This is a genomic window from Mesorhizobium sp. ES1-3 (assembly GCF_020164795.1).
GTDB lineage: Bacteria > Pseudomonadota > Alphaproteobacteria > Rhizobiales > Rhizobiaceae > Mesorhizobium.
In genome coordinates, this window is sequence record NZ_JAIUGW010000001.1 from 439,002 (window position 1) to 464,585 (window position 25,584).

Here is a 25,584-nt window from a genome sequence, read left to right on the forward strand (position 1 = left end):
CGGTTTGGCGGGATGAGCCCGAATATCTCACCCTCTCCTATCCGTTCGCTTTTCATCAACGGGCCGATAATGGCCCGGCATTTCCAGTGCATGAGCCACATCCGTCTCGCGCACATTCTCGATGGGCCTCAAAATGCGGATGGACCTGGTCGGCATGTTTGCCACCATGATGCCGATGACCGTCTCGACATCCGGGCATCCCTGATCGCGGCAAATGATTTCATTGACCGAAATGGTCACATCTTCGGACCAACCGATATGGGCTCTCACCCAATCCTTGATTCTCGACGAAGAGGGAGGGACCGTTCTGCTGCGAGGTGCCAGCGGATTGAAGAAGGGTATCATGCACGGCATGCCAGAAAGCCGTCATTGATGATGTCCTTGCGCAGGTTACGGCCAATGAACACCAGACGGCTGACGCGCTCCTCGTCGTCCTTCCAAGGCCGCTGATGATCGCCCTCCAGCAGCATATGGACAGCTTGCACGACGAAGCGATCATTGTCTCCCTTGAATGCAAGGATGCCCTTCATGCGCAGAATGTCCATTCCGAAGTGCTGCGTGATCATCCCGATCCATGGCATGAACCTTTGAGGGTCGAGCGGTTCCTTCGTCACCAGCGAAAAACTCGTCACGTGTTCGTCGTGTTCGTGCTCGTGAAACGCGTCGAGAAAGTCCGGCTCGACCTCGAGAATCCGATCGAGGTCAAAGGCGTTCCGATCTAGAATCTTTTCGAGACCGACACTGCAGCGCTCCGTCCCATGGATCGCTGCGGTGGGGTTGATGCGGCGGATGCGCTCCTCCACCTGTTTCTGCTCTTCGGCTGAAACGAGATCGGTCTTGTTAAGGAGAACGATATCGGCGAAGGCGAGTTGTTCCTGCGCCTCATGCGCTTTGCCTAGCTCGCCTAGAAGGTGCTTGGCATCGACAACGGTGATGATGGCGTCCAGCTTGGTCTTTGTGCGCACATCCTCATCGACGAAAAACGTCTGCGCGACTGGCGCGGGATCGGCCAGGCCGGTGGTTTCCACGAGGATCGCGTCGAACCGGTCGCGTCTGCGCATCAGACCTTCGATGATGCGGATCAGATCGCCACGAACCGTGCAGCAGATACATCCGTTGTTCATCTCAAAGACCTCCTCATCAGCATCGACGATCAGATCGTTGTCTATGCCGACTTCGCCGAATTCATTGACGATGACGGCGTATTTCTTGCCATGCTTCTCGGTCAGGATGCGGTTGAGCAACGTGGTTTTCCCAGATCCAAGATAACCGGTAAGCACGGTTACCGGGGTGCGCTCGACAGGCATTGGCATCAATCTTTCCTTCCAAATGATGATCTGGATTCTCAGAGAATTAGGTATCTGCCGTTCAAAGGGTTGCGTTCGCTTCGACAAGGCAGTCAGCGCATAGCCCGCTAAGTTCGAGGCTCACGGCCTCGATCTTAAAACTCTGGCGTCCCGCCCCTTCGGCAAGCCGGCGATCGATGATGTCGTCGCAGAACTCGGCGACCCGGCCGCATCGTTCGCAAATCGCCAGAATTGCTGCCCCCTGACCATGGGCATGCGGGCCGGCGCACAACACGAATGCATTCAGGCTCTCGATTTTGTGGACGGTACCATCCTGGATGAGTTTCTTGACCGCCCGATAGACCTGCACTGGCGATCGGATGCCTTGCGGCCTGATTTCATCGAGGATGTCATACGCGCTGACCAGCTTGCGGGCACGGGAGATGACCTCCAACACCAGCTTTTGGTTCCTCGTTAGCTCGGGTATCTGCCCCACCGTCGCAGTTTGCCCATATGATCGACGAAGCATAGCGGGTCACACTCGTTATAAGATAACATTACGATTCTTTGTTGGCGAACGTAATAACATAACCTATCCACCCGTCAACCACAACGTTCCGGAATGCAACGGCCATATCCCGAACTTTGCCTCCATGCTGCGCACCACGTGCGCACTCTACCTGCGCAACAGGCAATCACTTGACAGCGAACCCGCGGAATTGGCGAACAAGGCAACCTTAGGCGGGTGTTACTCAAAATCCCGTGTAGCAGCCGCCTGCTACCGGCGACCCGAATTTTGGCGCTATGGGATTAGAAATGGCGAACTTCACCGAGGCAGTGTAGAGTTCACCTCAAAAGAGGAGTAAGCCGTACTAACGGCGACGCCCAAGCGAATCTGGGAGGATTCATGGTTGAGATCATCTCCAAGCGGGATGGCCCGCGGCGCGAGGACGTGCAAGTCAAGAGACTGATCGAGCAAAACCGCTCGACCATCGTTCGCCTTGCCGACCAGATCAGCGGCGGCGGCTATTCGGCTTCCAGGAAGCCGCGCCAGCAACCGAAGGCGGAAGGACTGATCATCCATGTTGGCGCCAGTGCCCCGTCTGTAGCCGAAGCTAAGCCGTCCATCCGGGTCACCATGAACGGCCGCGTGATCTCGAAGGATCAGAACACGGGCCGCCAACTTCATCACATCGGCGATATCCGCAACCGAAGCGGGGACCAGATCTTCGTGCTGGCGACGAAACAGAATGGCTTTTTCTCGCCGGTGGACGAAACCGTCGCCGAAGCACTTGCCGAGTTGGACGGATCCCGCCTTGCGCCCACCTATACCGAAGAACAGCTTGCCGCCGATATCGGCGCGAAACTCGGCATCGACTGATGAGGCAGACGCCCGGGCGTGCTTGTGCACGTCCAATCCGCGTCAGCTTGCGAAACGCGACAGCATACAGAAATAGCATACCCCAATAGGTTCTGTGATGGCTGAATGAAACGCGAGATAGGCCCCAATCAGATGAAGATCGATGCTCTTCCGGCGCGTGCGTCAATGGCCGCCGGGCAAATGGTTCTGGGCAACATCGACTATGACGAGCGGGCCACCATGCGCGCCTGGGAAGATTTTCTGGCCGACGCGCCCAAATGCGCCCGCGACGCAGTCCAACCAAGCCACGTCCGCTCCCTCATCCACGATTCCTGGTATCGCAGCGTCACCGGCGGCATCAACGCCCAGGGGATTGAAGCGCCGCTGAGCAGTGATCGCGACGAGATCGAATATCTGACCCGGTCCAATGCAGAACTGCTTGCGGCGGCGCGGCGGTCGTTCGACTCCCTTGGCCAGTTGTTGCAAGGGACAGGCGCGATGCTTGTGCTTGCCGACAGTGACGGCGTGCTGATCGACGCGATCGGCGACAAGAAGACCCTGCACGACGGCATGGATATCCATCTGGGGATCGGCGGCAAATGGAACGAGGACGCCGTCGGCACCAACGGCATCGGCACGGCGCTGTGGACCGGTGAGCCGACTTTCGTTCATGCGGCAGAGCATTTCTGCGCGGGCATCAAATCCTGGACCTGCGCCGGCGCGCCGATCCGCGACCCGCTCGACGGCAAGATTATCGGGGTCGTCGACCTGTCAGGCTATTCGCCGATCTTCCGGCCGCACAACACCGCGCTCGTCGCCGCCACCGCCCGGCAGATCGAAAAAGCGCTCGCCGAACAGCAGCAGGAGCAGCGCACGCGCCTGCTCGAAGCCTTCATTTCCTCGGCCCCTAGCTACCGCCGAAAGGACGGGTTGGTGATCGTCGACCACCGTGGCCGGGCGATCTTCTGCAACAATGTGCCCAACGGCGATACGACGGATATGATGGACGGCCCGATGGAGCCGGGCCGCGGTCGTTGGCTTATGAACCTGCCGGCGTCCGGCTCCGACGCCGATCTTGCCAAGGCGTTGCCGGCGCATCTGCGATCCTGCCACGTTACGCCGCTGAAGCTCGACGGCGACCTTCGCGGCGCAGCTCTGGTGTTCCCCTCCATGCCGGCCGTCTCCAGCGCGATGACAGTAAGCCGGGAGGTTAACAAGCACCTGCAGACAGCCGCGGAGATGATCGTCGGCGAAAGCGAGAAGTTGCTCGCCGCCGTCGATGTCGCCTCCCGCGTGGCGCGGTCGAACGGCGTCACGTCACTGCTCATAGAGGGTGAAACCGGGGTTGGAAAAGAGCTGTTCGCGCGGCTTGTCCATGCCGGCAGCCGGCGCACCGAAAACGATCCGTTCATCGCCATGAATTGTGGGGCGATAACCAAGGAATTGTTCGGCAGCGAATTGTTCGGCCATGTGGCCGGGGCCTTCACCGGAGCCTCGCGTGAGGGCAAGCCGGGCATCTTCGAAATGGCCAATGGCGGCGTGCTGAGTCTTGACGAAATCGGCGAGTTGCCGCTGGAGATTCAGCCATTCCTGTTGCGCGTCCTGGAAGAGCGTGTGGTCCACCGCATCGGCGACTCAAGGGGCCGGCCGGTGGACGTGCGACTGGTTGCCTCGACCAACCGCGACCTCAAGCAGGAAGTGGCGGCCGGGCGCTTCCGCAGTGACCTCTACTACCGGATCGGCGCCGTCTCGATTCAAGTCCCGGCCTTGCGCGAGCGCGGCGACGACATACTTTTGCTGATCGAGCATTTCAACCGCCGAATCGCGGCGCTGGCCGGCAATGAGCCGTTGGAGTTTTCAAACGACGCATTCGACGCGCTGCTCGCCTATCGCTGGCCGGGCAATGTGCGCGAACTGAAGAACCTGGTGGAGCGCCTGCACATACTGGCGCGCGGCAGCACGATCGAGCTCCAGGATCTTCCCGGTGAAATCAATGCGGCCAGCAACAACGCGGCCATCCACAGCGACCATCCCGCAGCCATGCTCGAGGCACCGGTATGCACATTCGAGGATGCCGAACGCCAGGCGATCAAGAACGCGCTGGCGGCAGAGAGCGGCAATCTCAGCAAGGTCGCCGTCAGGCTCGGTATCTCGCGGCCGACGCTTTATCGCAAGCTCGGCCAATACGGCATTCGGCGCGGCTTCCTCTAGGGTCAGGCCTGCCACCGGCAAAAAATCCCGCGGCATTCGCGCCGCGGGATGGGGAATGTTCGGCGACTGGTTGCCCTGGAAGCAGCGGTCGCCAGGCATGATCAGGTCTTTACGACAGCCCCAGTCACTTTCTCTGAGACATAGCCGAGAACATTGCCGATGATCAGCGAGATCACCACAGCGGTTGCGACCTTGATTATGCCGCTGGCACCATCACCATAGGCGGCGGCACCGAGCAGAAAAAGCGCGGCGGTCGTTGCGTAACCATAGACCGCTGATGGAATGGCGCTGAGTAGCGGCAGCTTGGCGGCGAGAATCAGCACCACGATGGAAATACCGACGCAAATACCGGCCATGATCGCCGTAACCCCGATGGACGTCAGGGCTACCAATGCGGCGGCCGCGCAGATCGCCCCCCAGAGGTTTGCAACCGCCGAATTCCGGAACCCGGCTTCCTTGCCGCTACAGTGATAAAAGCTGCCCCAGCCGACAAATACCGCCCAGATCAGCAGATAGGGACTGCCGATCGTGATCGCCGCCCATGTTGCAATGCCACCCATAATGCCGATGACCACTGCCAGTCCTGTAATAAGATCCATGTTGTCCTCCCGTTTTTTCAAACCTCGAAGCAAAGACATTCGTTTCAGGATCGCGCTTCGCTGACGTCCCCGACACGCAAAACGCCATGGCAGCCGCCACGGGGTCCAAGAAGAAGAGCTGGCCGGGTCCGGCAAGGGATCAGGCCGGCTGCGCGGCCGTTTCGCCAGCACCGATCACACCAGCACGCAACGCGAGCCCCGCGGCTGTGGCGCCAAGGCACGGTGCCAGGATATAAAGCCAGAGCTGCGACACCGCCGCTCCGCCGACAAACAGAGCCGGACCGAGCGAGCGGGCCGGATTGACCGATGATCCGGACACTGCAATGCCGGCTAAATGGATCATGACCAGCGTCAGGCCGATCGCCAGACCAGCCAGAGGACCGGCGCCGCCTTCGGCGGTGGCACGCAGGATCACCAGCAGAAACAGGAACGTGGCGATCGCCTCGAACAGGAAGGCGGAAGTTGCCGAATAGGCCGACCAGCCGTTCTGGGCGAAGCCATTTGCCGCCACGTCGTAGCCGCCGCCCTTGCCTTGCACGATCACGTAGAGCACCGCCGATGCGATGATCGCCCCAACGCATTGCGCAATCACATAGCCGATGAGATCATTGGATTTCAGTCGGCCGGCGACGAAGAAACCAAGGCTTACCGCCGGATTGAGATGGGCGCCGGAAATGGGTCCAATCGAATAGGCCATCGCCACCACCGAAAGGCCGAATGCCATGGCCACACCCAGCAGACCGACCTCGGAGCGCATGAAAAGAACCGTAGCGCAACCAAAGAAGACCAGCGCGAAGGTCCCGACGAACTCACAGATGTATTTGTTCATTTTACTCTCCAGATTTGTGACGGTCAGGGACCGGACGCGGTACCCCGTTGCGCGAGCGTCCGGTCCAAAGGCTTTCAGGGAACGATGACGCCGCGGCCGGTGAATCGCCGATTCTTGAAATCGTCGAGCGCAGTGTTGATGCTGGCGAGGTTGTATTCGGTGTAGTGCATCTTCACCTTGCCGTCGGCGTTCAACTCCATCAGTTCGACAAGTTCGGTGAAGTTGCCGACCAGGCTGCCGCCGATGTTGATCTCCTCGATGACGAGGTGCGCGGTCGGCACGTTGATGTTGCCGCCATAACCGACGACGAACAGTTGTCCGCCCTTGCGCACCATCTTCCAGCAGATGTTCTCGACACCGAGTTCACCGACGAAGTCGATCACCACATGCGCGCCGCCGCCAGTGATCTGAATGACCTCCTCGACGACGTTGGGTCCGCCATCGAGCACGAAGTCGGCGCCCAGATCCTTGGCCAGCACTCGCGCCGCCGGTTCGCGGTCGACGGCGATGATGCGGCAGCCCGAGATCGCGTGCAGCGACTGCAACGCGATATGGCCAAGCCCGCCAATGCCGAGCAGGACGCAGTAGCTGCCTGGCCGCAACAGCTTCGCCGCTCGTTTGGCTGCCCGGTAGGCGGTGATGCCGGCATCGGCCAGCGGCGCCACTTCGATCGGAGTGATGTTGGCATTGAGCTTGATTAGCGAGCGCTCGCTGGTGATGAAATACTCGGCGAAGCCTCCATTCATGCCAAGGCCGGGGAATTGGCCGTTGTCACAATACATGTCCTCGCCATGGCGGCAATTGAGGCAGATGCCGCATGAGCGGAAGGGATGGCAGATCACCCCGTCGCCGCGCTTGACCGATCGGACGCCGCTGCCGACCTCCTCGACCCAGCCGGCATTCTCGTGACCCATGATGTAGGGCAACAACGTGCCTTCGGGGTCCATGGTCGGCTTCCACACGCCCTCGATGATGTGAAGGTCGGTGCGGCAGAGGCCGGCGGCGCCGACCCGCACGATGACCTCGTCGGGGGAAGTGATCGTCGGCGCGGCGACCTCCTCGATCTTGAGCTGGACGTTCATCTTCGGGTCGTATTCGTAAAGTCTGGCAGCTTTCATCGTCGTATCCTTTCAACGTCGAGATTGTTCGATTGCTTCAGGCGCGGCCGAGCTTTTCGGAGCCGCCGCCACGAGCCGGTCCGGCCGTCGGATCCTCGTCCTCGGCGAGATGGCCAATCAGCGTTTCGGTGGTCAGGATCAGCGTCGCCACGGAAGCTGCATTAGCCAGGGCGGTATAGGTGACGCGGACGGGATCGATGATCCCTGCCTCGAACATGTTCTGGTAGCTGCCGGCGGATGCGTTGTAACCGTAACCGCCATTGATGCGCGTGACTTCCGCCACGACTGCCTCGGGATCGGCGCCGGCATTAGCGGCGATGCGCCAGAGCGGCCGCGACAGCACCGAACGAACCAGGCGCACGCCTTCGGCGACATCGCCGCCGACACCGGCCGCCACCTTGTCGAGCAGCGGCGCGATCTGGGCAAGCGCGGAGCCACCGCCGGCGACCACGCCCTCTTCGGATGCGGCGCGCACCGCATTCAGCGAGTCCTCGATAAGCTGGATGGTTCGCTTCTGCTCAACCGGCGTGACGCCGCCGGCATAGAGGATTGCGGTGCCGCCGGAGAGCTTGGCAAGACGTTCGCGCAGCTTGTCCTGGTCGATGTTCGGCGGCGAGGCTTCATACTGTCTCTGCACCTGGGCGCGACGCGACGCGATTGCGGCATGGTCGCCGCCGCCGCGAATGATCGAGGTGTAGGACGAACTGGTTTTCACCCGGTCGGCCGTTCCGAGATCCTCGGCAGTGACATCCTCCAGCCGGCCACCGAGATCGCGCGCGATCACCTTGCCGCCGGTGATGATCGCCAGATCCTCCATCATCGCCTTGCGCCAATGGCCGTATTCCGGCGGATGGACGACGAGGTATTTTCCAGGCCCCTGCTTGCCGAGCAGCGTCACCACAACTTCCGGCGACATTTCCTCGGACACGATCAGCAGCGGTCGACCATCCTCGTCGGCAATACGGCGAACCGCATCCAGCGCTTCGGGCTCCTTGATCTTCAGATCGGTCATCAGGATGTAGGGTCGTTCGAGAACCGCCTCCATCTTCTCCTGGTCGGTCACCATGTGGTGCGAGAGATAGCCGCGGTCGAAGGACATGCCCTCGACCACATCGAGTGTGGTCTCGGTGGTGACGCTGAAGTCGGTGGTGATGACACCGTCGGCTCCTACGCGCTGATGGGCTTCCGCCACCAGGGCGCCAAGCTTCGTGTCGGTCGCAGCAATATTGGCGACCGAAGCTAGGATGCCGTTGCCTTTGGCGGGCTTCGCCGAAGCCTTGAGGGCGGCCACCACGGCTGCCACGGCAAGATCAATGCCCTTGCACAGATCGACGGATTTGGCGCCGCGCTCGTTCGCCTCGATGCCGCCCTGGATGAGCGCGTTGGCGAGCACGATGGCGGTCGTGGTGCCGTCGCCGGCGACCTCGTTGGTCTGCATCGACACTTCGCGGACGACCTGCGCACCCATATTTTCGAAACGGTCGTGCAACTCGATCTCGGAGGCAATGCTGACGCCGTCGCGGGTCACCATCGGTGTGCCGATCGGCCGGTCGATCATGGCGTTCATGCCTTTGGGGCCGAGCGTCGGCTCGACGGCTGCGGCCAACCGGAAGACGCCGCGGGCAAGTGCACGACGCGCGTCGGAATTGTGAAGCATAATTTTGGGCATAATTCCTCCTTCCGCCTTACGGGCGGGTTGTTGGTTAGGGGCCTCGTGCAGGGAGGCCGTTGTGTCAGGTCTGCATCAGGCGGTCGGCGCGGCTCGTGCCGGCACGCGATCCATGATGAAATCGACAAGCGTCGGTTCGCCGTCGACCACATCCAGTTCCTTGTATCTGGTCTGCTTGAGGCCACGGCATAGCGCGCCATTGAACTCCATATTGACGCGTACACCGCGCAGTTCGGCGAGATGCGCACCGAGCGCGCTAGGCGGTATGTGTTGCCCTTCCCATGTCACGAAGACGGGATCATCCGCCCGGCGGTCAGGAAAGCGCTCAAGCAGAGCCGCCCTGTATCTCGGCTTCTGTTTGGTTGCTTCGCCCGGTTCGAACCGCGCGACGTCATATGCCGGCAGTTCCATGCCGACAATTTCCCGATCCGTCAGGCCGCGCTGCCGCAACCCGCGCAGGACTGCCTCCTGGCGCCGCTTGAATGCCTTCATCCTGAAGGTTTCGCGCAAAGCGTCGAGATCCTGATCCCCGGCAAGATCAGCAAAAATGACGCTGAATGTCTTGCCGGCTTCCATGCCGCGATTGACCTCTTCCGCGAACATGTGGTCGTGCAGCTTGACGCGATAGGCCGGCGACCAGGAGAGCTGGTCGAGCGCCTTGCGGACGCCGTCCAGCATGAGGAAGGCAAAGTTGGGCGAGCACCAATAGGTCGGCAGGCGGAAATCTATCTCCACTCTGCCATCGCTCGTCACCTCGGCCCGCTCGACGAAGCCCATCTCGGTGATCGGTTCGTCGAGCTCGGGGTCGTTGACCTCACCAAGGCACCGCCAGAGTTCGTTCTCTCGGCTGCCGGAAACGCTGGCGGTTGCCATGGCCCTACTCCGCCGCGATGCTGAAGGGCGAGCCGGCTAGCGCCTTCTTCTTGGCTTCGATGTCGATGTTGTAGAGGCGCGCTGCGTTGAGGCCGAGGATCTTCTCCTTGATCTCGTCGGTCAGCTGCACACCACGTTCCGCGGCGATGTCCTCAGGGATCTGATAGGCCCAGAATTTCTCGACAAGCCAACGCGGCGTCCAAATCGCGTAGTCGGAACCGAACAGGATTTTCTCCGGCCCAATCCAGAACAGCAATTCGGCAATCACCTCGCCGAAATAGCGCGGGCGGGAGTGGATGAAGGGCAGCGCTACGGCCAGTCCGCCATAGACGTTGGTTTCCTGCGTCGCAATCCAGCAGAAATCGTCGAGGCGCGGCAGGCCGCAATGCTCGATGATCCAGTTGAGATTTTGGAAATCCGTCGCCGCGTAGTCGACATCATGCACGTCGAAGGCGTCCTTGCTGAGCGGGATGATGGTCGGACCCTTGTGGACGTGGATGTTCCTGATGCCGAGCTTGTCGCAGAGCTCGAAACATTTGTAGGCATCGGGGTCAGTGAGCTTCCAGCCTTTGGAGGCGCCGTTCCATTCGGCCGTGTACATTTTCACGCCCTTGACGTCGTAGGTCTCCTTGAGGAAGTGGATGTACTCAAGCGCCTTCTCACCGTCGCGCGGATCGAAGGCGCCATTGACGATGAAACGCTCCGGATAGCGCTTGGCCACCTCGGCGTTGCGATCGATCGTGTTGAAGCCGTTCTTGTAGAAGTCCTTGAGATAGGTCGACTGGACGATCGCCACATCATCGGGACCGTCGATGAACAGGTCGCGATAGAGGTCGTCAGCACTGTATTTCTCGAACTTCGACTTCTCCCACAACTGGTCTTTGGGGCTCAGGCCGGTGTGATAGGCATAGAAGCACTCGATGAACTGCTTGCCGTGGATGTTCTTCTGGTTCTCGGGGCTGCCGTCCCAGAAATGGGTGTGGCCGTCGACCACGAAAATATCCTTGCCTTCCGGTGTTCTAAACATTCGTTCCTCCGCAAGATGGCGTTGATCGGTTCGGCGCGCCGCAACCAGGGCGGCGCGCCCATTTTTTGGCGGCTATTCGATGTATTCGAACATCTCGTCCATGTTGCCGAACAGGATCACCGTGTTATCGTCGACACGAACCATGCGGCCGTAGTGGGTGGAGGTGTTGACCTCGAAGGTCTCGGCTGAAATCTCGCGGCCGAGGTATTCACCGATGGCGTCCATCTTGAAGATCAGCTTGCCGTCACCGTCGATGCGGATCAGCGCCGGCTGGTAGGTGATCGTCACCCCAGGCTTCTTGCCCATGAATTCGGCGATGGCCCTGGCTTCGACGGAGTCGTTCATGGTGACGCCGCACTGGTGCGAAATCGTCTGTTCGAAGGTGATGTCCTTCATCTCCTTGAAGATGTTGGAGTGCGTGGCATCGCGTGCTGATAGTGACATGACAATTTCCCCTTTTTTCAGCGCTTGAGGCCGAGTTCGCCAAGGATCTGGCCAATCCGTTCGTCGGATTTGGCGCGAACGTCCGCGAACGCGACCGGCTTGGAATGCGGCATAGACCAGATCGGCTGCAGGCCGATGGCTGCCTTGTCGGCGAGCGCGCCGTGCTTCTTGACCCAGCCCTGGAAGAGCTTCTTGTTTGCCGCGCCGTGTTTCTCGTCGTTGGCGAGCAAGTGCATGAGGTCGATCGTGTTGGCGAGGTTGCGCTCGTAGTCGGCCTCGGCTGCCGAGATCACCGCAGGCGTGATGAAGTCGTGGTTGGCGGCGGCGATCTGCATCAGGAAGCCGGAGCGGAATACTTCGCCGACCAACGGTTCGAAGATGATGTTGATGGCGAAATACTGTTCGAGATAGTCGGTCGCGCCCATGATGGTCTCGACCGCTTCGCGGGTGCCTTGCCAGTTCTTGTCCTCGAGCCAGGTCTTCTTGCCGAGTTCGTCGTCCCAGCCGGGCAAGTCCATGCCGATCTCGGCAAGGTAGAGCGTGATGTCCTGTGCAAGCCTGAGCTTGTAAGACGAGTTGGTCAGCGTCGCGTTGTTGATCATCTGGGTGTAGCCGTAACGCTGCGCCTGCATGAGCGAGGTGCCAAGTCCGAATTCGGCATGCTTCCAGGCGCCGAGCTGGGCCTGAAGGATCTTGACCCAGGCCTTGTCGAAGGTCTTCGGTGCACCGGACTTGCGCGCATTGTTGATGACGCTCTGCACCATCGTCTCGATCTTCGACTGGCGCTGGTAGTGCGTGCGCTCCCATTCCTGATCGGGGGCGCGGAAGGCATGCCAGTTGGAGCTCTGCGCGGCGGTGTTCTGCTTGACGTAGGCGCCCTTGCCGTCGGCGAAGGAAATGATCCAGTCCTGGATCAGGTAACGCTCGGGATCTGGCTGCACGTCGACCGTCATGTCCTCATAGTGAGTGGCACGCTGGCCCTTCGGGTCGAAATACCGGTACTTCCGGCTGTCGGAGTCGGCAAAGATCGCCGCGCCGGCGGCTCCGGATCCGACTGAACTCGAGGTTGCAGGCATAGTTCTCTCTCCCTTGTTGCAGTTGTGGTTGGCTTTGCGTAGCCGCCCCTCAATGGGCCGGCGTTGCACCTGCCGATGTGGTGAACTTGTCGAAGAAGATCCGCTCCGTCTCGAACCCGTTCATGAACAGGACCGGCTGCAGCGCATCGATCATCGGCGGCGGGCCGCAGGCATGGACATCGCCCTGCCCGTCGACCGCCAGTTGCTTGAGCGTGGCATCGACACTCAGGTGCACGAAGCCGCGTTCGCCTTGCCACTCGGCGTCATCGTTCGCGTGCGACAGCACCGGAATGAAGGTGACCTCCGAATGCTGGCCGACCAGCTCGGCGATCCTGTCGAGGTAAAACAGATCGTTGCGGGTGCGGGCGCCGTAGAAGAAATAGACCGGACGTTTCTCGCCGCTCTTCAGGTGGTCGTTGAGGATCGACCAGATCGGCGACATGCCCGAGCCGGCGCCGACCAGGATCAGGGGTCCTTGCCGTTCTTCCCGACGGAAACAGGTTCCATAGGGTCCGACGACGGTGACCTCGGCTCCGACCTTGATGCCTCCGGAATCGAGTTCTCCGGAGAATTTTCCCTCAGGGTATTTTTTGATGATGAAGCAGAGTTTTTCGGTTTGGTCCGGCGTATTTGCCATGGAGAACGAGCGCGTAATCGTCTCCCCTTTTTGCGTGGTAACCGTGATGTCGACATATTGCCCCGCCCAGAACTTTATCGGCGAGCCGAGTTCGATCTCGATGCCGCGAATGTCGTGGGTCAGATGCTCGATCAGAGCAATCCGGCCCTTGAACGTCTTTACGGCGATGGCTTTCGCCAGAATCTCCTCGTCGTAGTTGAGAAGCTCGACTTCCAGATCGGAGTAGGCGATGCAGCGGCACAAAAGGACGTGGCCGCTCTCCTTCTCCATGTCGTTCAGTGCGAAGGTCGAGTATTTCAGCATGTCAGCTTCGCCATCAAGCAACACGCTTTTGCAGGCCGAGCATTGCCCTTCCTTGCAACCGTGCGGCAGGGCGATGCCCTGGCGGAACGCGGCGTTGAGCACCGTTTCGCCATGCTCGACCTCAAAATCGACGCCGACCGGGCTAAGCCTGACCGTGTGGGTTTCCGACATACGGACCTCCAGATGGGATGAGCCGGGGGCGGGACGAACCCGCCCCCCTTTGGCCTGATCAGTTGCAGGGATTGATGGTGAAGCCGGCCCGGTAGTCCGCCAGGTGCTTCTCGCGATCCGCTGGCGACATGCCACGCAGGGCGTTCAGCGGCGATCCGAGCTTGTTGCCGCGCACGTCGTCGAGCGTCCACATTTCCTTGTCGTCGAAGCGCATATGCGGCTGCGGAACCAGCGTCTTGCCGTCGGAACGGACGAAGTTCAGGTCCTTGATCGCATCAGCCAGATCCCAGCCGTCATAGAGCGTCTCCCACTCGCGCTTGCCGCTGAAGCGGCCCATGGCGGGCGTCGGACGGCCCTGATACTCGTCGGCGAAGGCCACCGTAGCGGTCCACTTGTCGAGTTCGTGGGCGAAGGTGTGCAACTGCCCGTCGATCTCGCCTACCACCATGTCCTCGCGGATCAGGCAAGGCACGAGGCAGGACCAGCAGCGGTGCGGATAGACGTAGCCGACGTCGCTGTTGAACAGCAGCACCTTCTCGCCCTTGTGGCTGAGCTTGGCGTACCACTTCCAGAAATCGCCGAACTCGGCGTACCAACCCGGATACTTATGCTCGAACCACTCGAAATCCTTGTCAGTCTGGGCTTCGATGCGCCAGAAGTTGACCGGCCAGCCGACCGCGAAGAACTGCCCGACCTTGTGGACGTAGTTCTTCTTGGTGATGCGTTCCCAGGCCGCCTGGACGTCGTCGTGATGGACCTTGATGCCGTATTTCTCGAGCGGCAGCATGTAGGTGCGGTAGTAGTCCTCATAGATCCAGCGGTGCCACATTTCCGCGTAAGACTCCTTGTTCTTGTCGCGGTTGGTGGTGCCGTATTCGATGAAGGTGCCGATGGCGGCATCGACGATTGCGTGGTTCTGCCAGAAGGCGTAGCGCAGGTCGCGCTCGAGCAGCAGGTGGTTTTCCGGCTCCTTGAGCGCCGCCATCAGCAGCGAGTGGCCATTGCCGATATGCCGGCTCTCATCCGACTGCACCGACAGGAAAACCGTCGGCAGTGCGTAGTCGCCATTGCGGGCGGCTTCCGAAGGCATGGCGACGAACAGCGTGTTGGTGAAGGCGGTTTCGGCCACCACGGTCAGATACATGCAGGCGGCGGTCATGGTATCGCCGGTGATAAAGCCTTCGGCGAACTGGCGACCGATGGTGGTGGCGTAGCATTTCCCGAAGGCTTCCTCGGTGATGTCGAAGCCGGCCGGATCGATGTAGTTCTCCATGTACCATTTCTTCAGGTTCATCTGGATCGTCGAGTGACGGAACTCGTCGATCATCTGCATCGTGAAGCCGGTTCTGAGTTCCTCGCCGGGCGCGATGCGGGCGACCATCGCCATCGAGCGCGCGGCGGAGATTTCCGGGAAGGGAATGATGGCCAGGAAGAGTTTCATCCATTCGACCCAGCGCGGTTCCACATTGCGGAACATGTCGCCGCGTAGCGCCGCGTCCAGCGCGCCATAGACACGGTTGTCCTTCTCTTCCTGCATTGGGAAATAGGACCGCAGGACCTGCTTCATCGGGTCGCGCGGCGTCTTGTTGATCTTGTAGTCGGTCGGAAACGTCATCGCTTCCTGGACGTAGGAAGGATTCCAGCCGAGGTCGGCGATCTTCTTGGTTGCTTCGCCCACGGAGATGCCGCGTTGCGAGGTGATCTTGTTGAGCGTCAGAGACGTCATCGTCATAAGCCTCCACCAGGTTTGAGCCGCGGGTCCCTTGACCCCGGCATGAAGCGGCGCTCGGCACCGCCAGTGAGAGTGCGAACGGCACGACAAAGGGTTGCGCATTCAGGCGCGACTCATGGGTCCAGCCATTCAAGTGGATCGCGGCAAAGGTTTTCGAGGTGTCTGGCAGGGAGCCGCGAGACGCCAACCGCATTTTGCGAGGGCGTGCCGAAGCGGATGTACCCTGTCCCTGCTTCCTCCGGTCCTTCGTTCTTTTGGCACCGCGTCAAGCGCGATGGGCTTCTTATGCAAATAGGTAAAGCAATCGCCGTGCCAGTTTGAAAACTGGGGCCGTGAGCCACGCGCCGAGCGAAATCCCAGCCTGTTCCACTCGTAAACGCATAGGCAACTGTAACGATATTTTACACATGTATATTACGACCGTAACATTTATTCATGTTTGCACTGCAATATATTCGGTTAGCTTCCGCAATATAATCAAATTCTTTCGAGAATCTATTTATTTTAAGATCTTGCTCTACTATCTTAGGCAGGCATTGGACGAGCGCAGCGCCAGAGAAGGATGATGCCGAACGACAAAGACAACCGGGGCCCAGCCCCGCCAATGTCCAACCAGGCCGACGGGGTGACCGGCGATCTGGTCAGGCTGATGCCGCGCGACCTGGTTTTCGTCATGCGTTTCATGGGAGAAAGCCAGTACCGGCTGCAAAGGCATTTCCAGGACTTCATCCGGGCCGAGCTTGCTGCCGGCGGCGTCACCACTGAAACCCATCCGATGATCCATCTGTTCATCGAGAGCCATGCGATCCTGCTGCGCGACTTCGTGTTTTCCGGTGTTTCGCTGACGCGCCAGTTCCGCGTCGACGAGATCGAGCGCCTCACCGGCGACACCACATCGATGATCCGCGTCGATATCTGGGATCAGCTCAAGAGCCACATCGAAACGGCCGAGAAGCAGTTCCAATCGCAGGCTGACACTCTGCCTAAGCTGCTTTCGGCTTTCGAAAGTCCGGCCGGGCCGGCAGCCGGAGAGGAGAAATGACGACGGGTTCAGTGAAGAGGCAAGCCGCCGCGCGCAAGGGGCTGGTTGAGCGCCGGATGGCTCTTGTTGGCAACGTCTCGGCGCTCACCGCCGAGACATTGCGGCTCAATCAGAAACTAGCGGGTCTCGAGATGGATGTGCTGCGCGTGGAACTGGAGATCGGCAGGAACGGCGCCAGCGCGCAACTGGTGCAGGATTTGCATGAGGCGGAAGAGAGCGCCGAGGCGATCATGAACGCACGCTCGGCGTGCGAAGACCGCATCGCCGCTGCTGAAAGCGAGGTCGCGGATGTCGATCGCGAGCTCGCGGCGATAGTGAACGAGGACTGACCGGAGAGACACAGTGAACCAGCAGACGATGCAAAACCTGACCTTGTTCGACCTGCTGGCACGCAGTTGGCGGCGCCCGTCGGCGATCGCCGATCTGTGCTTCAGCGCCGATGGTTCGACCGTTGCTTTCACATCCGTGGACGGAACGCTCGCCCTAGCCGCGATCGCCGACCAGGAACCGCCGGAGTCGCGCATCAGGGTAAGCGGCGATCTCGGCCAGACGACGATCCGCCCGCGCGGGAAGCCGCCGGTGCCGTTGATCGCCTCGGCGGGGTTTGGCGACGGCGATGCTCCCCTCGCCGCCTATCTGGATTCCAGCTTTCTCATCGGAACGGCAGCCGGCAATGCAGTGCATCTGACGGCTGACGGCGAAGTTGCGGAGACACAGATCAAGATCGAAGGGCCGATAGTCGCGATCGACCATAGTGCCCCGACAGCGATGACGGCGGTCAGCGATGGGCGCGATGTTTTCCTCTCCAGCAACCTCGGCGATGTGACGAAGCTGGAAAGCGGTGCGACATCGTCGACGGACGCACTGGCCTTCTCCCCCGGCGGACGCCGCCTCGCCTGTGGCTTGGGCAATGGGCTGTCGATCTGGGCAGTCGAAGGGCCTGCCAGCCTGATACGAGACTTTGCCTTTCCAGCGCGCCCGACATCGATCCTTTGGAGCGGCGATGGCGCATGGCTGGCCAGCGGGCTCGAAACGGGCGGCTTTGCCCTGATCAACATCGCCGATGGTCTTAGCGGCGTCATCGCGGGATTCCCCTCGCCGGTCCGCACCGTGTGCTGGAGCCAGCAAGCGAACGCGCTGCTTGCCTCGGGTGCGTTCCGGATCGCCGGTTGGTCGATGACCGCGCCGCCGCTTGACGGCGAAAGCGCCGGAGCACTGGAGACCGGCCGCGCCGGTCTCGTTCTGGTCGAAACGTTGGCGGCGCATCCAGAGAAGAAACTCGTCGCGGCGGGCTACGCCAACGGCCGGATCACCGTCGCCCAGATCGGCGGACGCGACGAGCTTCTCGTCCGGCCCTTGGGCAGTGGGGTAACCGCGCTTGCCTGGTCCGGCGACGGACGGCATCTGGCTGCGGGCATGGTCGACGGCACTGCGGCGATCATCACCTTTCCGGCGCAGATGTTCAAATAGCGGAGCAATCCGCGCGAAACAGGAGGATAGAATGCAGACTGAAATCACCACAGAGGAAGAGAGCAAGGACGCCTTCTTCGAACAGCTCGCCAAATTGTCGGAAGAGATGGTCGCCAAGCACGGCAAGGATTTCAGCATGGGCGCGCTGGTGCTCGCCGCGCGCTGGATCGCCGAAAACCGGATTGGTCAACTGAAGACGAACTAGATCGACGAGACTGTTCCATTCCTCGGTGGCGAGGTAGGTGCGCACGGTCGGTGTCCAGTCTGTGCCGTCATGTCGAGCGCGACCGCCGTTGCCAGCTGGTCCGCCGTTTGGTGGGCGCGCGGCCTGCGCTCCCAAGGTTGCTTCATTTAACGCGCAATCCCGCTTCGCGCTTTTTTGATGTCTAATGCGTCTTCGGGATTGTTCAGGCGGGGTGCTGGAGCTGACTGAGACCGCCATCGACGACGAGGCAAGCTGCATTCATGAACGGGCATTCGTCGGAAATCATGAAGATCGCGGCAAGAGCGATCTCGCGCGGCGAGGCGATGCGGCCACTCGGATGCAACGCCATCGTCTTGGCGCGGGCGGCAACGGGGTCGGGGAACGAGTTCCAGTAATCGACGACCTTCTGCGTCTCGACATAGCCGGGCGCAAGCGCGTTAACCCGCACGCCCTGGCCTGCGTATTCGAGCGCCAAGGCCTTGGTCAGGCCGAGCAGTGCGTGCTTGGCGACTGGATAGGGGAAGGTGTGCGGGATGATGGTGAAGCTATGCGTCGAGGCTATGTTGAGGATAGCCCCGCCGCCACTTGCTATCATGCCCGGCAAGACAGCCTTGCCGCAGTTCCATGCGCCCTTCACGTTGACGTCGAAATTGCGGTTCCACTCGGCCTCAGTCGCATCGAGCGGTGTCGAGAACACGTTCATCCCCGCATTGTTGATCAGAGCGTTGATTGGGCCGATCTCAACGGCTGCATGGCGAACGGCAGCCGCAATCGCCGCCCCATCGCTGATATCGGCTGCGATATGCCCGACACGCCCTTGCGGTCCGGCCAGGCCGGCGACAGTCTCGTCCAGCAACGCACCGTCCTGGTCGACGAGGAACAGCTTTGCCCCTTCGGCAAGGCAGGCCTCGGCAATAGCCAGCCCGATGCCTTGGGCGGCGCCTGTGAGGAAGATGCGTTTGCCGGAAAGGCGTTCAGCCATTGTCGTCACTCCAATCGAAGACGGTCATTGTGAATCCGGCGCTCAGCGTTTCGCCGGGCGCCAGCAACTTGAGCCCCATCGTGTCAGCATCGACATGCCTCAGTGCATTCGGCGTGTGGCTCATCGGCTCGAAACAGAAGTAGCTCTTGTCCTGGTCTGGCGCGTAGAGCATGTAGCGGTCGAGCGCACTGTCCGCCTTGATGTGCACCCCGAGCCGCCGCTCCGGCCAGACGATGCGCGCGACGCCATTCCAGCTTTCGCAGCAATTGTTCAGCCAGCTGTCTGGCAATGGGCGCGCCGTGGAGAAGTCGACATCTTCAGCAATGGCGCCCCTGGAGGCCGGAAGATGCCCATCGCCCTCCGTCCACCACGCCTGGGCCTGGGCAAGCAGGGTCGTCAAAGGCGTGCGCGGAAAGAAGGGATGAAAGCCGAGGCCGAACGGCAGGGTGACGCCGCCAGTGTTCGTGACGGACATCAGTAACTCCAGTCGGGCACCCAAGAGCCTGAACGACTGTCGCACATGATAGGCATACGGCGAGACCGCGCTCTGCTGTTTGTCGAAGGCCAGTTCAACGTGATCGGCCCGGCATTCCTCCACTGTCCAGGCGCCAAGCCAGCCATCGCCATGAATATACAGCGGATCATCGGCATTGCGCGCGAACGCAACCGTTCGACCGCCGAAGGAGAACGCATTGTTCTCGACGCGATTGCCGAGCGGCACCAGCGGAAAGCACGCGCCATCGGCCACATCGAACTTGGCGTTGCCCTTGTAGGGGCGAAGGAACGGCATGCCTTCTACCGTACGACCCTCAACGATCGCACCCCCAAGTGGGCTGATCCAGACGTTCAGCCGATCGCTCTCTATGAGAATCCGGGACGACACGCCCGCTCAGCGCCGCCCCAGTGCCGACGAACGCAGATTGTCGAGCAGCACGGCCAGCAGCAGGATCACGCCACGCACGATGTATTGGTAGAAGGCCGGAATGTTGAGCAGGTTCATGGCGTTTTCCGCGATGCCCATGATCAGCACGCCGACGATGACGCCCGACATGGTGGCGCGTCCGCCGGCAAGCGAGACGCCGCCGAGCACGCAGGCCGAGATGACCGAAAGCTCGAGCCCGACCGCCGCGTTGGGCTGACCCGAGGTGATGCGCGATGCGAGCAGGATGCCGGCGACGCCGCAGACGACACCTTGCAGCGCGAAGATCCAGATGCGTGTCCTGTCGACATTGACGCCGGCCAGACGTGACGCCTCGGGGTTGCCGCCGATGGCGAGCGTGTTCTTGCCGAAGACCGTGCGGTTCAGCACGAAGCCGAATATGCCGAAGAGGACGGCCAATACCCAGATCGGCGTCGGAATGCCCAAAAATTTAGACAGCGAGAGCTGGTAGAAATCCGGGCTGTTGATGCCGACAGCGCGGCCATCGGACGCGATCAGCGCAAGGCCGCGCACGATCTGCATGGTCGCCAACGTCGTGATCAGCGCGTTGATGCGAAATTTGGCGATGACGACGCCGTTGACGAAACCGACGAAGGCGCCGCAGGCAATTGCCGCCAGAAGGCCAAGCAGGATCGAACCTGACGCGTTCGACGCCATCACCGCGACCATGCCGGCAAAGGCGACGATCGAACCGACCGACAGGTCAAAGTCGCGCGCCGCGAGGCAGAACATCATGGTGCAGGCGACGATGCCGACAGTGACCACCGACTGCAGCAGGCCGAGCATGTTGCGATCGGTGAGGAAGTTGGGCACCAGAGCCGACACCAGCGCGAAGGCAACGACGAAGATGACGACGAGCCCCTGTTCGCCGAGCAGGATCTTCTTCAAGGGTTGGGTCATGCCAGAGTCCTCAGGATGCGATCGCGTCGGGAGTTTTCTTGTCGGGAAGAGCGGCGGCCAGGATCGCCCTTTCGGCGAACTGGTCGCGGGTGAGTTCGGCACTGATACGCCCGCCGCACATCACCAGGACGCGGTCGCAGATGCCCATCACCTCCGGCAGTTCGGACGAGACGACGACGATCGCCATGCCGTCCTCGGCAAGCTGGTAGAGCAGTTCGTAGATTTCCGATTTCGCGCCGACATCGACGCCGCGCGTCGGCTCGTCGACGATGAGAACCCGTACGCCCTGCTCCGACAGCCAGCGGCCAAGGATGACCTTCTGCTGGTTGCCGCCGGAGAGGTTGATAATGTCCTGCCTGCGCGAGGGCGTGCGCACCTTGAGCTTCTTGATGAAGGTTTCGGCGGTCGCGATTTCGCTGGCGCGGTTCAAGATGCCGAAGCGCGTGTGATGGCGCCGTGACGAGATGTTGATGTTCTCCTCGATCGAGCGGCCCTGGATGATGCCGTCATGCTTGCGGTCTTCCGAACACAGCACGATGCCGGCGCGGATCGCGCCATGCGGGTCGGCGGCGTGGACCGCCTTGCCGTCGACGGTGATGGCGCCGCCCGAGCGCGGATCGGCGCCGAAGACCAGCCGCATCAGTTCCGAGCGGCCGGCACCGATCAGGCCGAAGAAGCCGACGATCTCGCCGGCGCGGGCCTCGAAACTGGCCGGCGTCCTGAGCTTTGCCCCGGACAGAGCGTCGACTTTCAGCCTGATATCGCCGGCCTTGCGCGGACGAAAACCCCAGATGTCAGAGATTTCACGGCCGACCATTTCGGCGACGACTTGGTCGCGGGTGACGTCCTTGACCGAAGCATGGTGCGCCGCGAGCTTGCCGTCGCGCAGCACGGTCAGGCTGTCGCAGAGCCGGAACACCTCGTCGAGCCTATGCGACACATAGATGATGACCTTGCCCTCGCCGCGCAGGCGATCGATCAGGGCAAACAGGATTTCGCTCTCGCGTGACGACAAGGAAGAGGTCGGCTCGTCCAGCGCGATGACGCGCGCATCGAGCATGATCGCCTTGGCGATCTCGACCATCTGGCGCTCGCCGATGGACAGCGTCTTGACCTTGCGGCGCATGTCGATGTCGATGCCGGCCGATTTCAGCTTGGCGCCGACGTCTTCCAGCATCTTAGTGCGCGCGATGATGCCGGCGCTGGCGGGAAAGCGGCCGAGGCTGAGATTTTCGGCAACAGTGAGCTCGGGAACGAGCTGCAATTCCTGGTGAATGACGATGACGCCATTGTCGAAGGCATCCCGGGTCGAGGCATAGGCCTGTACCTTGCCATCGATGCGGATTTCGCCCGCGTCGGCATGCTGGTCACCGGAAAGGATCTTGATCAGGGTGGATTTACCGGCGCCGTTCTCGCCCATCAGGCCGTGCACGGCGCCCTTGTCAACGCTGAACGAGACGTCCGACAACGCCTTGACGCCTGGATAGGTCTTGGTGATGTGCGAGAAATCGAGAAAGGACACGGGCAGCGATCCTTCTTGCCATTGAGAAACAGGCGGCGGGATGAGCCGCCGCCTGTTTGTACAGGGAGGATTATTCGATGCCGAGGCCCTGGCGGACCTTCTGATAGTCGTCACGCTTGGCCAGCGCACCGGAGGTCAGGATCAGCTTCTCCGGTTCCTTGTTGTTGGCAACCCAGTCATACATGTTGAGCGCCGTCTCGTAGCCATGGCGCTTCGGCGAGATGATCACGGTGCCGACAAAGCCGGTAGCGGTCGGCTTCTTGAATTCGTTGATCGCCGAATCCGCGCCACCAATGCCGACGCCGATCATGCCGTCCGCCGGAATGCCGACGCTTTCGGCGGCACGCACCGCACCCAGTACGGCTTCGTCATTGAGGCCGAAGGAAACCCATTTCTTGATGTCGGCATGGGCGTTGAGCACGACTGTCGCGGCATTGAGTGCGGCTTCCGTGTCGGTCTTGGCCTGCGGCGCGTCGAAGATGTTCTCGGTCTTGAAGCCATTTGCCTTCAGCACCGAGATGGCGCCTTCGACACGGTCGACGGCCGTGGGCAGCTGGTCATAGGAGACGCGAATGGCGCCGACCTCGTCGGCCTTCCAGCCGCGTGCCTTCATCTCGTCGACGATGGCCTTGCCGACGGCCTCGCCGATCTTGGTTGCCGAGATGCCCATATGCGGCACGTCTTCCAGCGCCTTGCCGTCGGCACCAACCAGACGGTCGTCGACGGTCATCAGCTTGAGATTGTTGGCGGTGGCCTTGGCGACGATGCCAGGCCCGAGCTTCACGTCCGGCGTGCAGACAATGAAGCCCTGGGCGCCCTGAGCGCCGAGATTGTCGATCGCCGACATCAGCTTCTCACCGTCCTCGGCGCCGATTTTGACAAGGGTGAACCCCTTTTCCTTGGCGGCCTGGTCGGCGAACTTCCATTCGTCCTGGAACCATGGCTCCTCGGGCTGTTTGACGATGAAACCGATCTTGGTGTCCTGAGCATATGCAGCGATGGTCGTGACGGACAGCATGGCAAGCGCGCCCGCGACGAGCGCGGTCTTCAAAAGTCGCATGATTACCTCCCAGCGATAGGCCGGGCGCTCAGCCCGGGTATCGGATTCTCTAGTCGCTTTTATCATACTCGTCAATTGATCTGGTATGATAATTAATGTACATGCTATGATCAACGATCGCTGGCGCAAGTCGTTTGTATCCGCTAATGCCGGGCCGGTTGCGCGAACATGGCAGGTTCGCCGCCTTGGAGGAGGGCTGAGGTGACCGAGATTTCAAACAAGGCCCCGGGGAACGCCACCGCTCGCCGCCCGCGCGTCATGCCGGATGTGACGAAGGCGATCGCCTCGGACATCTTTTCCGGACGCTATCCGGCCGGATCCTCATTGCCGACCGAAAACGAACTTGGCGTCGAATATGGCGTCAGCCGCACTGTCATCCGCGAGGCCCTGAAGGTGATTGCCGCCAAGGGCCTGGTGCTGTCACGGCCGCGCGTCGGCACTGTCGTCTGCGACGAGGACGACTGGAACATCATCGATCCGCAGGTGCTGGCCTGGCATGCGCCGCATGCGCTGGACGACAAGCTCTTCGACGCCATCCTGGAGACGCGCAGGGCCATCGAACCTCTGGTCGCCGAGCTGGCCGCGACGCGCGCGACATTGCAGGAGATCGCCGATCTCGAGGCGGCTTGGCAAGGTATGGCAAGCGCAGGCGAGGATCTCTCAGCGTTCTCGCGCTCCGATATTGTCTTCCATCAGATCGTCTATGCCGCCAGCCACAACCCGATCTTTCGCCAGATTGGCAATCTGATCGACACAGGGCTGAAATTCTCACTGGAGGCAACGGCGACGATTTCACTCGAGCGGCGCACCGAAGCGGTGTCGGCGCATCAAGAGGTGGTAGAAGCGCTGCGCATGCGCGACGCCAAGGCGGCGCGGGATGCAGCCAACCGGATCCTCGACCTTGCGGCGCGCGATCTCGCCAGCGCCAAGAAACTCAAGAGCAACTGAGACAAGTCCCGCCCGCATGAAGATCACCTCGCTCACCACCTACATCGTTCCGCCACGCTGGCTGTTTCTGAAGATCGAGACCGATGCAGGCGTTACCGGCTGGGGAGAGCCGGTGGTCGAAGGCAGGGCGCTGACCGTCGAGGCGGCGGTCAAGGAGCTTGGTGATTATCTCATCGGCAAAGACCCGCGCCTGATCGAGGATCACTGGACGGTGATGCATCGCGGCGGCTTCTACCGCGGCGGGCCGATCCTGATGAGCGCCATTGCCGGCATCGACCAGGCGCTGTGGGACATCAAGGGCAAGGCGCTCGGCGTGCCCGTGCATGAACTGCTCGGCGGCAAGTTGCGTGACACCATCAAGGTTTATTCCTGGATCGGCGGCGACCGGCCGGCCGAGGTTGCCGCCGGCGCCAGGGAAATGGTGGCGCGCGGCTTCCTGGCACTCAAAATGAACGGCACCGAGGAACTGCAGATCGTCGACAGCCACGACAAGATCGACGCGGCAGTGGAGCGCGTCGCCATGGTTCGTGAAGCCGTCGGATCCGGCATTGGCATTGCCGTCGATTTCCACGGCCGCGTGCACCGGCCGATGGCGCGCATCCTGGTCAAGGAGCTTGAGCCCTACAGGCTGATGTTCATCGAGGAGCCGGTGCTCAGCGAAAGCCGCGAGGCGCTGAAGGAGATCGCCGCCCTTGGCTCGACGCCGATCGCGCTCGGCGAGCGCCTCTACAGCCGCTGGGACTTCAAGTCCGTGTTCGAGGAAGCCATAGTCGACATTATCCAGCCCGACTTGTCGCATGCCGGCGGCATCACCGAATGCCGCAAGATCGCGGCCATGGCGGAGGCCTATGACGTGGCGGTGGCACCGCACTGCCCGCTCGGTCCGATCGCGCTGGCCGCATGCCTGCAACTTGATGCGGTCAGCTACAACTGCTTCATCCAGGAGCAAAGCCTCGGCATCCACTACAACGCCGCCAATGACCTGCTCGACTACGCCGCCAACAAGGATGTCTTCCGCTACGAGGATGGCTATGTCGCCATTCCCGATGGCCCGGGCCTCGGTGTCGAGATCGACGAAGACTACGTCAAGGAGCGCGCCAAGGAAGGACATCGCTGGCGTAACCCGATCTGGCGCCACAGGGACGGCTCCTTCGCCGAGTGGTGACTTGGCTGAGCGGCA

Annotated in this window: 26 protein-coding genes; 8 read left to right on the top strand and 18 right to left on the bottom strand. The window is 61.3% G+C overall.

Features of this window, described 5'->3' with window-relative positions; translation table 11 throughout:
* Window positions 1-27: 27 nt before the first annotated feature.
* From LB536_RS02095 to LB536_RS02105, 3 genes are read right to left on the bottom strand one after another with little or no spacing between them, the layout of a single operon-like run.
* Entirely contained in the window at window positions 28-345 is a 318-nt protein-coding gene (locus LB536_RS02095; RefSeq protein WP_224589939.1) for a nitrate reductase, read from the bottom strand.
* The gene (locus tag LB536_RS02100; RefSeq protein WP_140757059.1) at window positions 342-1,313 is read right to left on the bottom strand and encodes a CobW family GTP-binding protein; all 972 of its coding nucleotides are present in this window, start codon (window positions 1,311-1,313) and stop codon (window positions 342-344) included. Before LB536_RS02100 ends, LB536_RS02095 begins: the two co-directional genes overlap by 4 nt.
* Window positions 1,314-1,368: 55 nt before the next feature.
* Entirely contained in the window at window positions 1,369-1,815 is a 447-nt protein-coding gene (locus LB536_RS02105) for a Fur family transcriptional regulator (RefSeq protein WP_224589940.1), read from the bottom strand.
* Between the two features lie 378 nt (window positions 1,816-2,193).
* Here LB536_RS02105 and LB536_RS02115 point away from each other — a divergent pair, with 378 nt between their 5' ends.
* Window positions 2,194-2,667: a hypothetical protein gene (locus LB536_RS02115; protein ID WP_140756869.1), complete on the top strand. Its 474-nt coding sequence runs from the start codon at window positions 2,194-2,196 to the stop codon at window positions 2,665-2,667.
* Between the two features lie 105 nt (window positions 2,668-2,772).
* Window positions 2,773-4,857, top strand: a complete 2,085-nt coding sequence (locus tag LB536_RS02120) for a sigma-54-dependent Fis family transcriptional regulator (RefSeq protein ID WP_140756867.1) — start codon at window positions 2,773-2,775, stop codon at window positions 4,855-4,857.
* Between the two features lie 101 nt (window positions 4,858-4,958).
* Here the strand turns inward: LB536_RS02120 and LB536_RS02125 are convergent, their stop codons facing one another.
* From LB536_RS02125 to LB536_RS02170, 10 genes are all read right to left on the bottom strand, one after another.
* Complete coding sequence (locus tag LB536_RS02125) at window positions 4,959-5,456, bottom strand: DUF1097 domain-containing protein (protein WP_181178378.1); 498 nt, start codon at window positions 5,454-5,456, stop codon at window positions 4,959-4,961.
* A 139-nt stretch (window positions 5,457-5,595) separates the two neighbouring features.
* Window positions 5,596-6,285, bottom strand: coding sequence for an aquaporin (locus LB536_RS02130; protein ID WP_224589941.1), 690 nt, complete (start codon window positions 6,283-6,285; stop codon window positions 5,596-5,598).
* A gap of 74 nt (window positions 6,286-6,359) precedes the next feature.
* Window positions 6,360-7,403, bottom strand: a complete 1,044-nt coding sequence (locus LB536_RS02135) for an NAD(P)-dependent alcohol dehydrogenase (protein WP_224589942.1) — start codon at window positions 7,401-7,403, stop codon at window positions 6,360-6,362.
* 37 nt (window positions 7,404-7,440) lie between these two features.
* On the bottom strand, window positions 7,441-9,072 hold the full coding sequence (locus LB536_RS02140; RefSeq protein ID WP_224589943.1) for a molecular chaperone GroEL: 1,632 nt from the start codon (window positions 9,070-9,072) through the stop codon (window positions 7,441-7,443).
* Window positions 9,073-9,147: 75 nt separating this feature from the next.
* Window positions 9,148-9,945 carry an iron-sulfur cluster assembly protein gene (locus tag LB536_RS02145; RefSeq protein WP_224589944.1) on the bottom strand — a complete coding sequence of 266 codons (798 nt, stop codon included), beginning with the start codon at window positions 9,943-9,945 and terminating at the stop codon, window positions 9,148-9,150.
* Between the two features lie 4 nt (window positions 9,946-9,949).
* Window positions 9,950-10,972 carry an amidohydrolase family protein gene (locus LB536_RS02150; RefSeq protein ID WP_224589945.1) on the bottom strand — a complete coding sequence of 341 codons (1,023 nt, stop codon included), beginning with the start codon at window positions 10,970-10,972 and terminating at the stop codon, window positions 9,950-9,952.
* 72 nt (window positions 10,973-11,044) lie between these two features.
* The gene (locus LB536_RS02155; RefSeq protein WP_140756853.1) at window positions 11,045-11,416 is read right to left on the bottom strand and encodes an MmoB/DmpM family protein; all 372 of its coding nucleotides are present in this window, start codon (window positions 11,414-11,416) and stop codon (window positions 11,045-11,047) included.
* 17 nt (window positions 11,417-11,433) lie between these two features.
* Window positions 11,434-12,492, bottom strand: a complete 1,059-nt coding sequence (locus LB536_RS02160; RefSeq protein ID WP_224589946.1) for an aromatic/alkene monooxygenase hydroxylase subunit beta — start codon at window positions 12,490-12,492, stop codon at window positions 11,434-11,436.
* A gap of 49 nt (window positions 12,493-12,541) precedes the next feature.
* Window positions 12,542-13,603, bottom strand: a complete 1,062-nt coding sequence (locus LB536_RS02165) for an NADH:ubiquinone reductase (Na(+)-transporting) subunit F (RefSeq protein ID WP_224589947.1) — start codon at window positions 13,601-13,603, stop codon at window positions 12,542-12,544.
* A 58-nt stretch (window positions 13,604-13,661) separates the two neighbouring features.
* Window positions 13,662-15,335: an aromatic/alkene/methane monooxygenase hydroxylase/oxygenase subunit alpha gene (locus tag LB536_RS02170; protein WP_411966522.1), complete on the bottom strand. Its 1,674-nt coding sequence runs from the start codon at window positions 15,333-15,335 to the stop codon at window positions 13,662-13,664.
* Window positions 15,336-15,900: 565 nt separating this feature from the next.
* Between LB536_RS02170 and LB536_RS02175 the strand changes: the two genes are divergently transcribed.
* Genes LB536_RS02175 through LB536_RS02190 form a run of 4 tightly spaced genes read left to right on the top strand, consistent with a single transcriptional unit; the run spans window position 15,901 to window position 18,052 of the window.
* Window positions 15,901-16,377 carry a hypothetical protein gene (locus LB536_RS02175; RefSeq protein WP_224589949.1) on the top strand — a complete coding sequence of 159 codons (477 nt, stop codon included), beginning with the start codon at window positions 15,901-15,903 and terminating at the stop codon, window positions 16,375-16,377.
* Window positions 16,374-16,706, top strand: coding sequence for a hypothetical protein (locus LB536_RS02180; RefSeq protein ID WP_224589950.1), 333 nt, complete (start codon window positions 16,374-16,376; stop codon window positions 16,704-16,706). The genes LB536_RS02175 and LB536_RS02180 overlap by 4 nt, the downstream gene beginning before the upstream one ends.
* 13 nt (window positions 16,707-16,719) lie before the next feature.
* A complete protein-coding gene (locus LB536_RS31210; RefSeq protein WP_224589951.1) occupies window positions 16,720-17,847 on the top strand; it encodes a WD40 repeat domain-containing protein in 1,128 nt (375 codons plus the stop codon).
* Window positions 17,848-17,878: 31 nt separating this feature from the next.
* On the top strand, window positions 17,879-18,052 hold the full coding sequence (locus LB536_RS02190; protein WP_185970275.1) for a hypothetical protein: 174 nt from the start codon (window positions 17,879-17,881) through the stop codon (window positions 18,050-18,052).
* Window positions 18,053-18,254: 202 nt separating this feature from the next.
* On the opposite strand, the gene LB536_RS02195 is transcribed toward LB536_RS02190, so the two are convergent.
* From LB536_RS02195 to LB536_RS02215, 5 genes are all read right to left on the bottom strand, one after another.
* Complete coding sequence (locus LB536_RS02195) at window positions 18,255-19,034, bottom strand: SDR family oxidoreductase (RefSeq protein ID WP_140756839.1); 780 nt, start codon at window positions 19,032-19,034, stop codon at window positions 18,255-18,257.
* Window positions 19,027-19,917 carry an aldose 1-epimerase gene (locus LB536_RS02200; protein ID WP_224589952.1) on the bottom strand — a complete coding sequence of 297 codons (891 nt, stop codon included), beginning with the start codon at window positions 19,915-19,917 and terminating at the stop codon, window positions 19,027-19,029. Before LB536_RS02200 ends, LB536_RS02195 begins: the two co-directional genes overlap by 8 nt.
* Before the next feature lie 6 nt (window positions 19,918-19,923).
* Window positions 19,924-20,874 (bottom strand): L-arabinose ABC transporter permease AraH, encoded by a 951-nt coding sequence (araH, locus tag LB536_RS02205; protein ID WP_140756835.1) that lies wholly within the window; start codon window positions 20,872-20,874, stop codon window positions 19,924-19,926.
* Window positions 20,875-20,884: 10 nt separating this feature from the next.
* Window positions 20,885-22,396 carry an L-arabinose ABC transporter ATP-binding protein AraG gene (gene araG / locus LB536_RS02210; protein WP_224589953.1) on the bottom strand — a complete coding sequence of 504 codons (1,512 nt, stop codon included), beginning with the start codon at window positions 22,394-22,396 and terminating at the stop codon, window positions 20,885-20,887.
* Between the two features lie 70 nt (window positions 22,397-22,466).
* The gene (locus tag LB536_RS02215) at window positions 22,467-23,456 is read right to left on the bottom strand and encodes an arabinose ABC transporter substrate-binding protein (RefSeq protein ID WP_224589954.1); all 990 of its coding nucleotides are present in this window, start codon (window positions 23,454-23,456) and stop codon (window positions 22,467-22,469) included.
* A 258-nt stretch (window positions 23,457-23,714) separates the two neighbouring features.
* Between LB536_RS02215 and LB536_RS02220 the strand changes: the two genes are divergently transcribed.
* Together LB536_RS02220 and dgoD are read left to right on the top strand one after the other, a co-directional pair.
* Window positions 23,715-24,404 (top strand): FadR/GntR family transcriptional regulator, encoded by a 690-nt coding sequence (locus tag LB536_RS02220; protein ID WP_140757057.1) that lies wholly within the window; start codon window positions 23,715-23,717, stop codon window positions 24,402-24,404.
* 16 nt (window positions 24,405-24,420) lie between these two features.
* The gene (gene dgoD, locus LB536_RS02225) at window positions 24,421-25,569 is read left to right on the top strand and encodes a galactonate dehydratase (protein ID WP_224589955.1); all 1,149 of its coding nucleotides are present in this window, start codon (window positions 24,421-24,423) and stop codon (window positions 25,567-25,569) included.
* Window positions 25,570-25,584 lie beyond the last annotated feature (15 nt).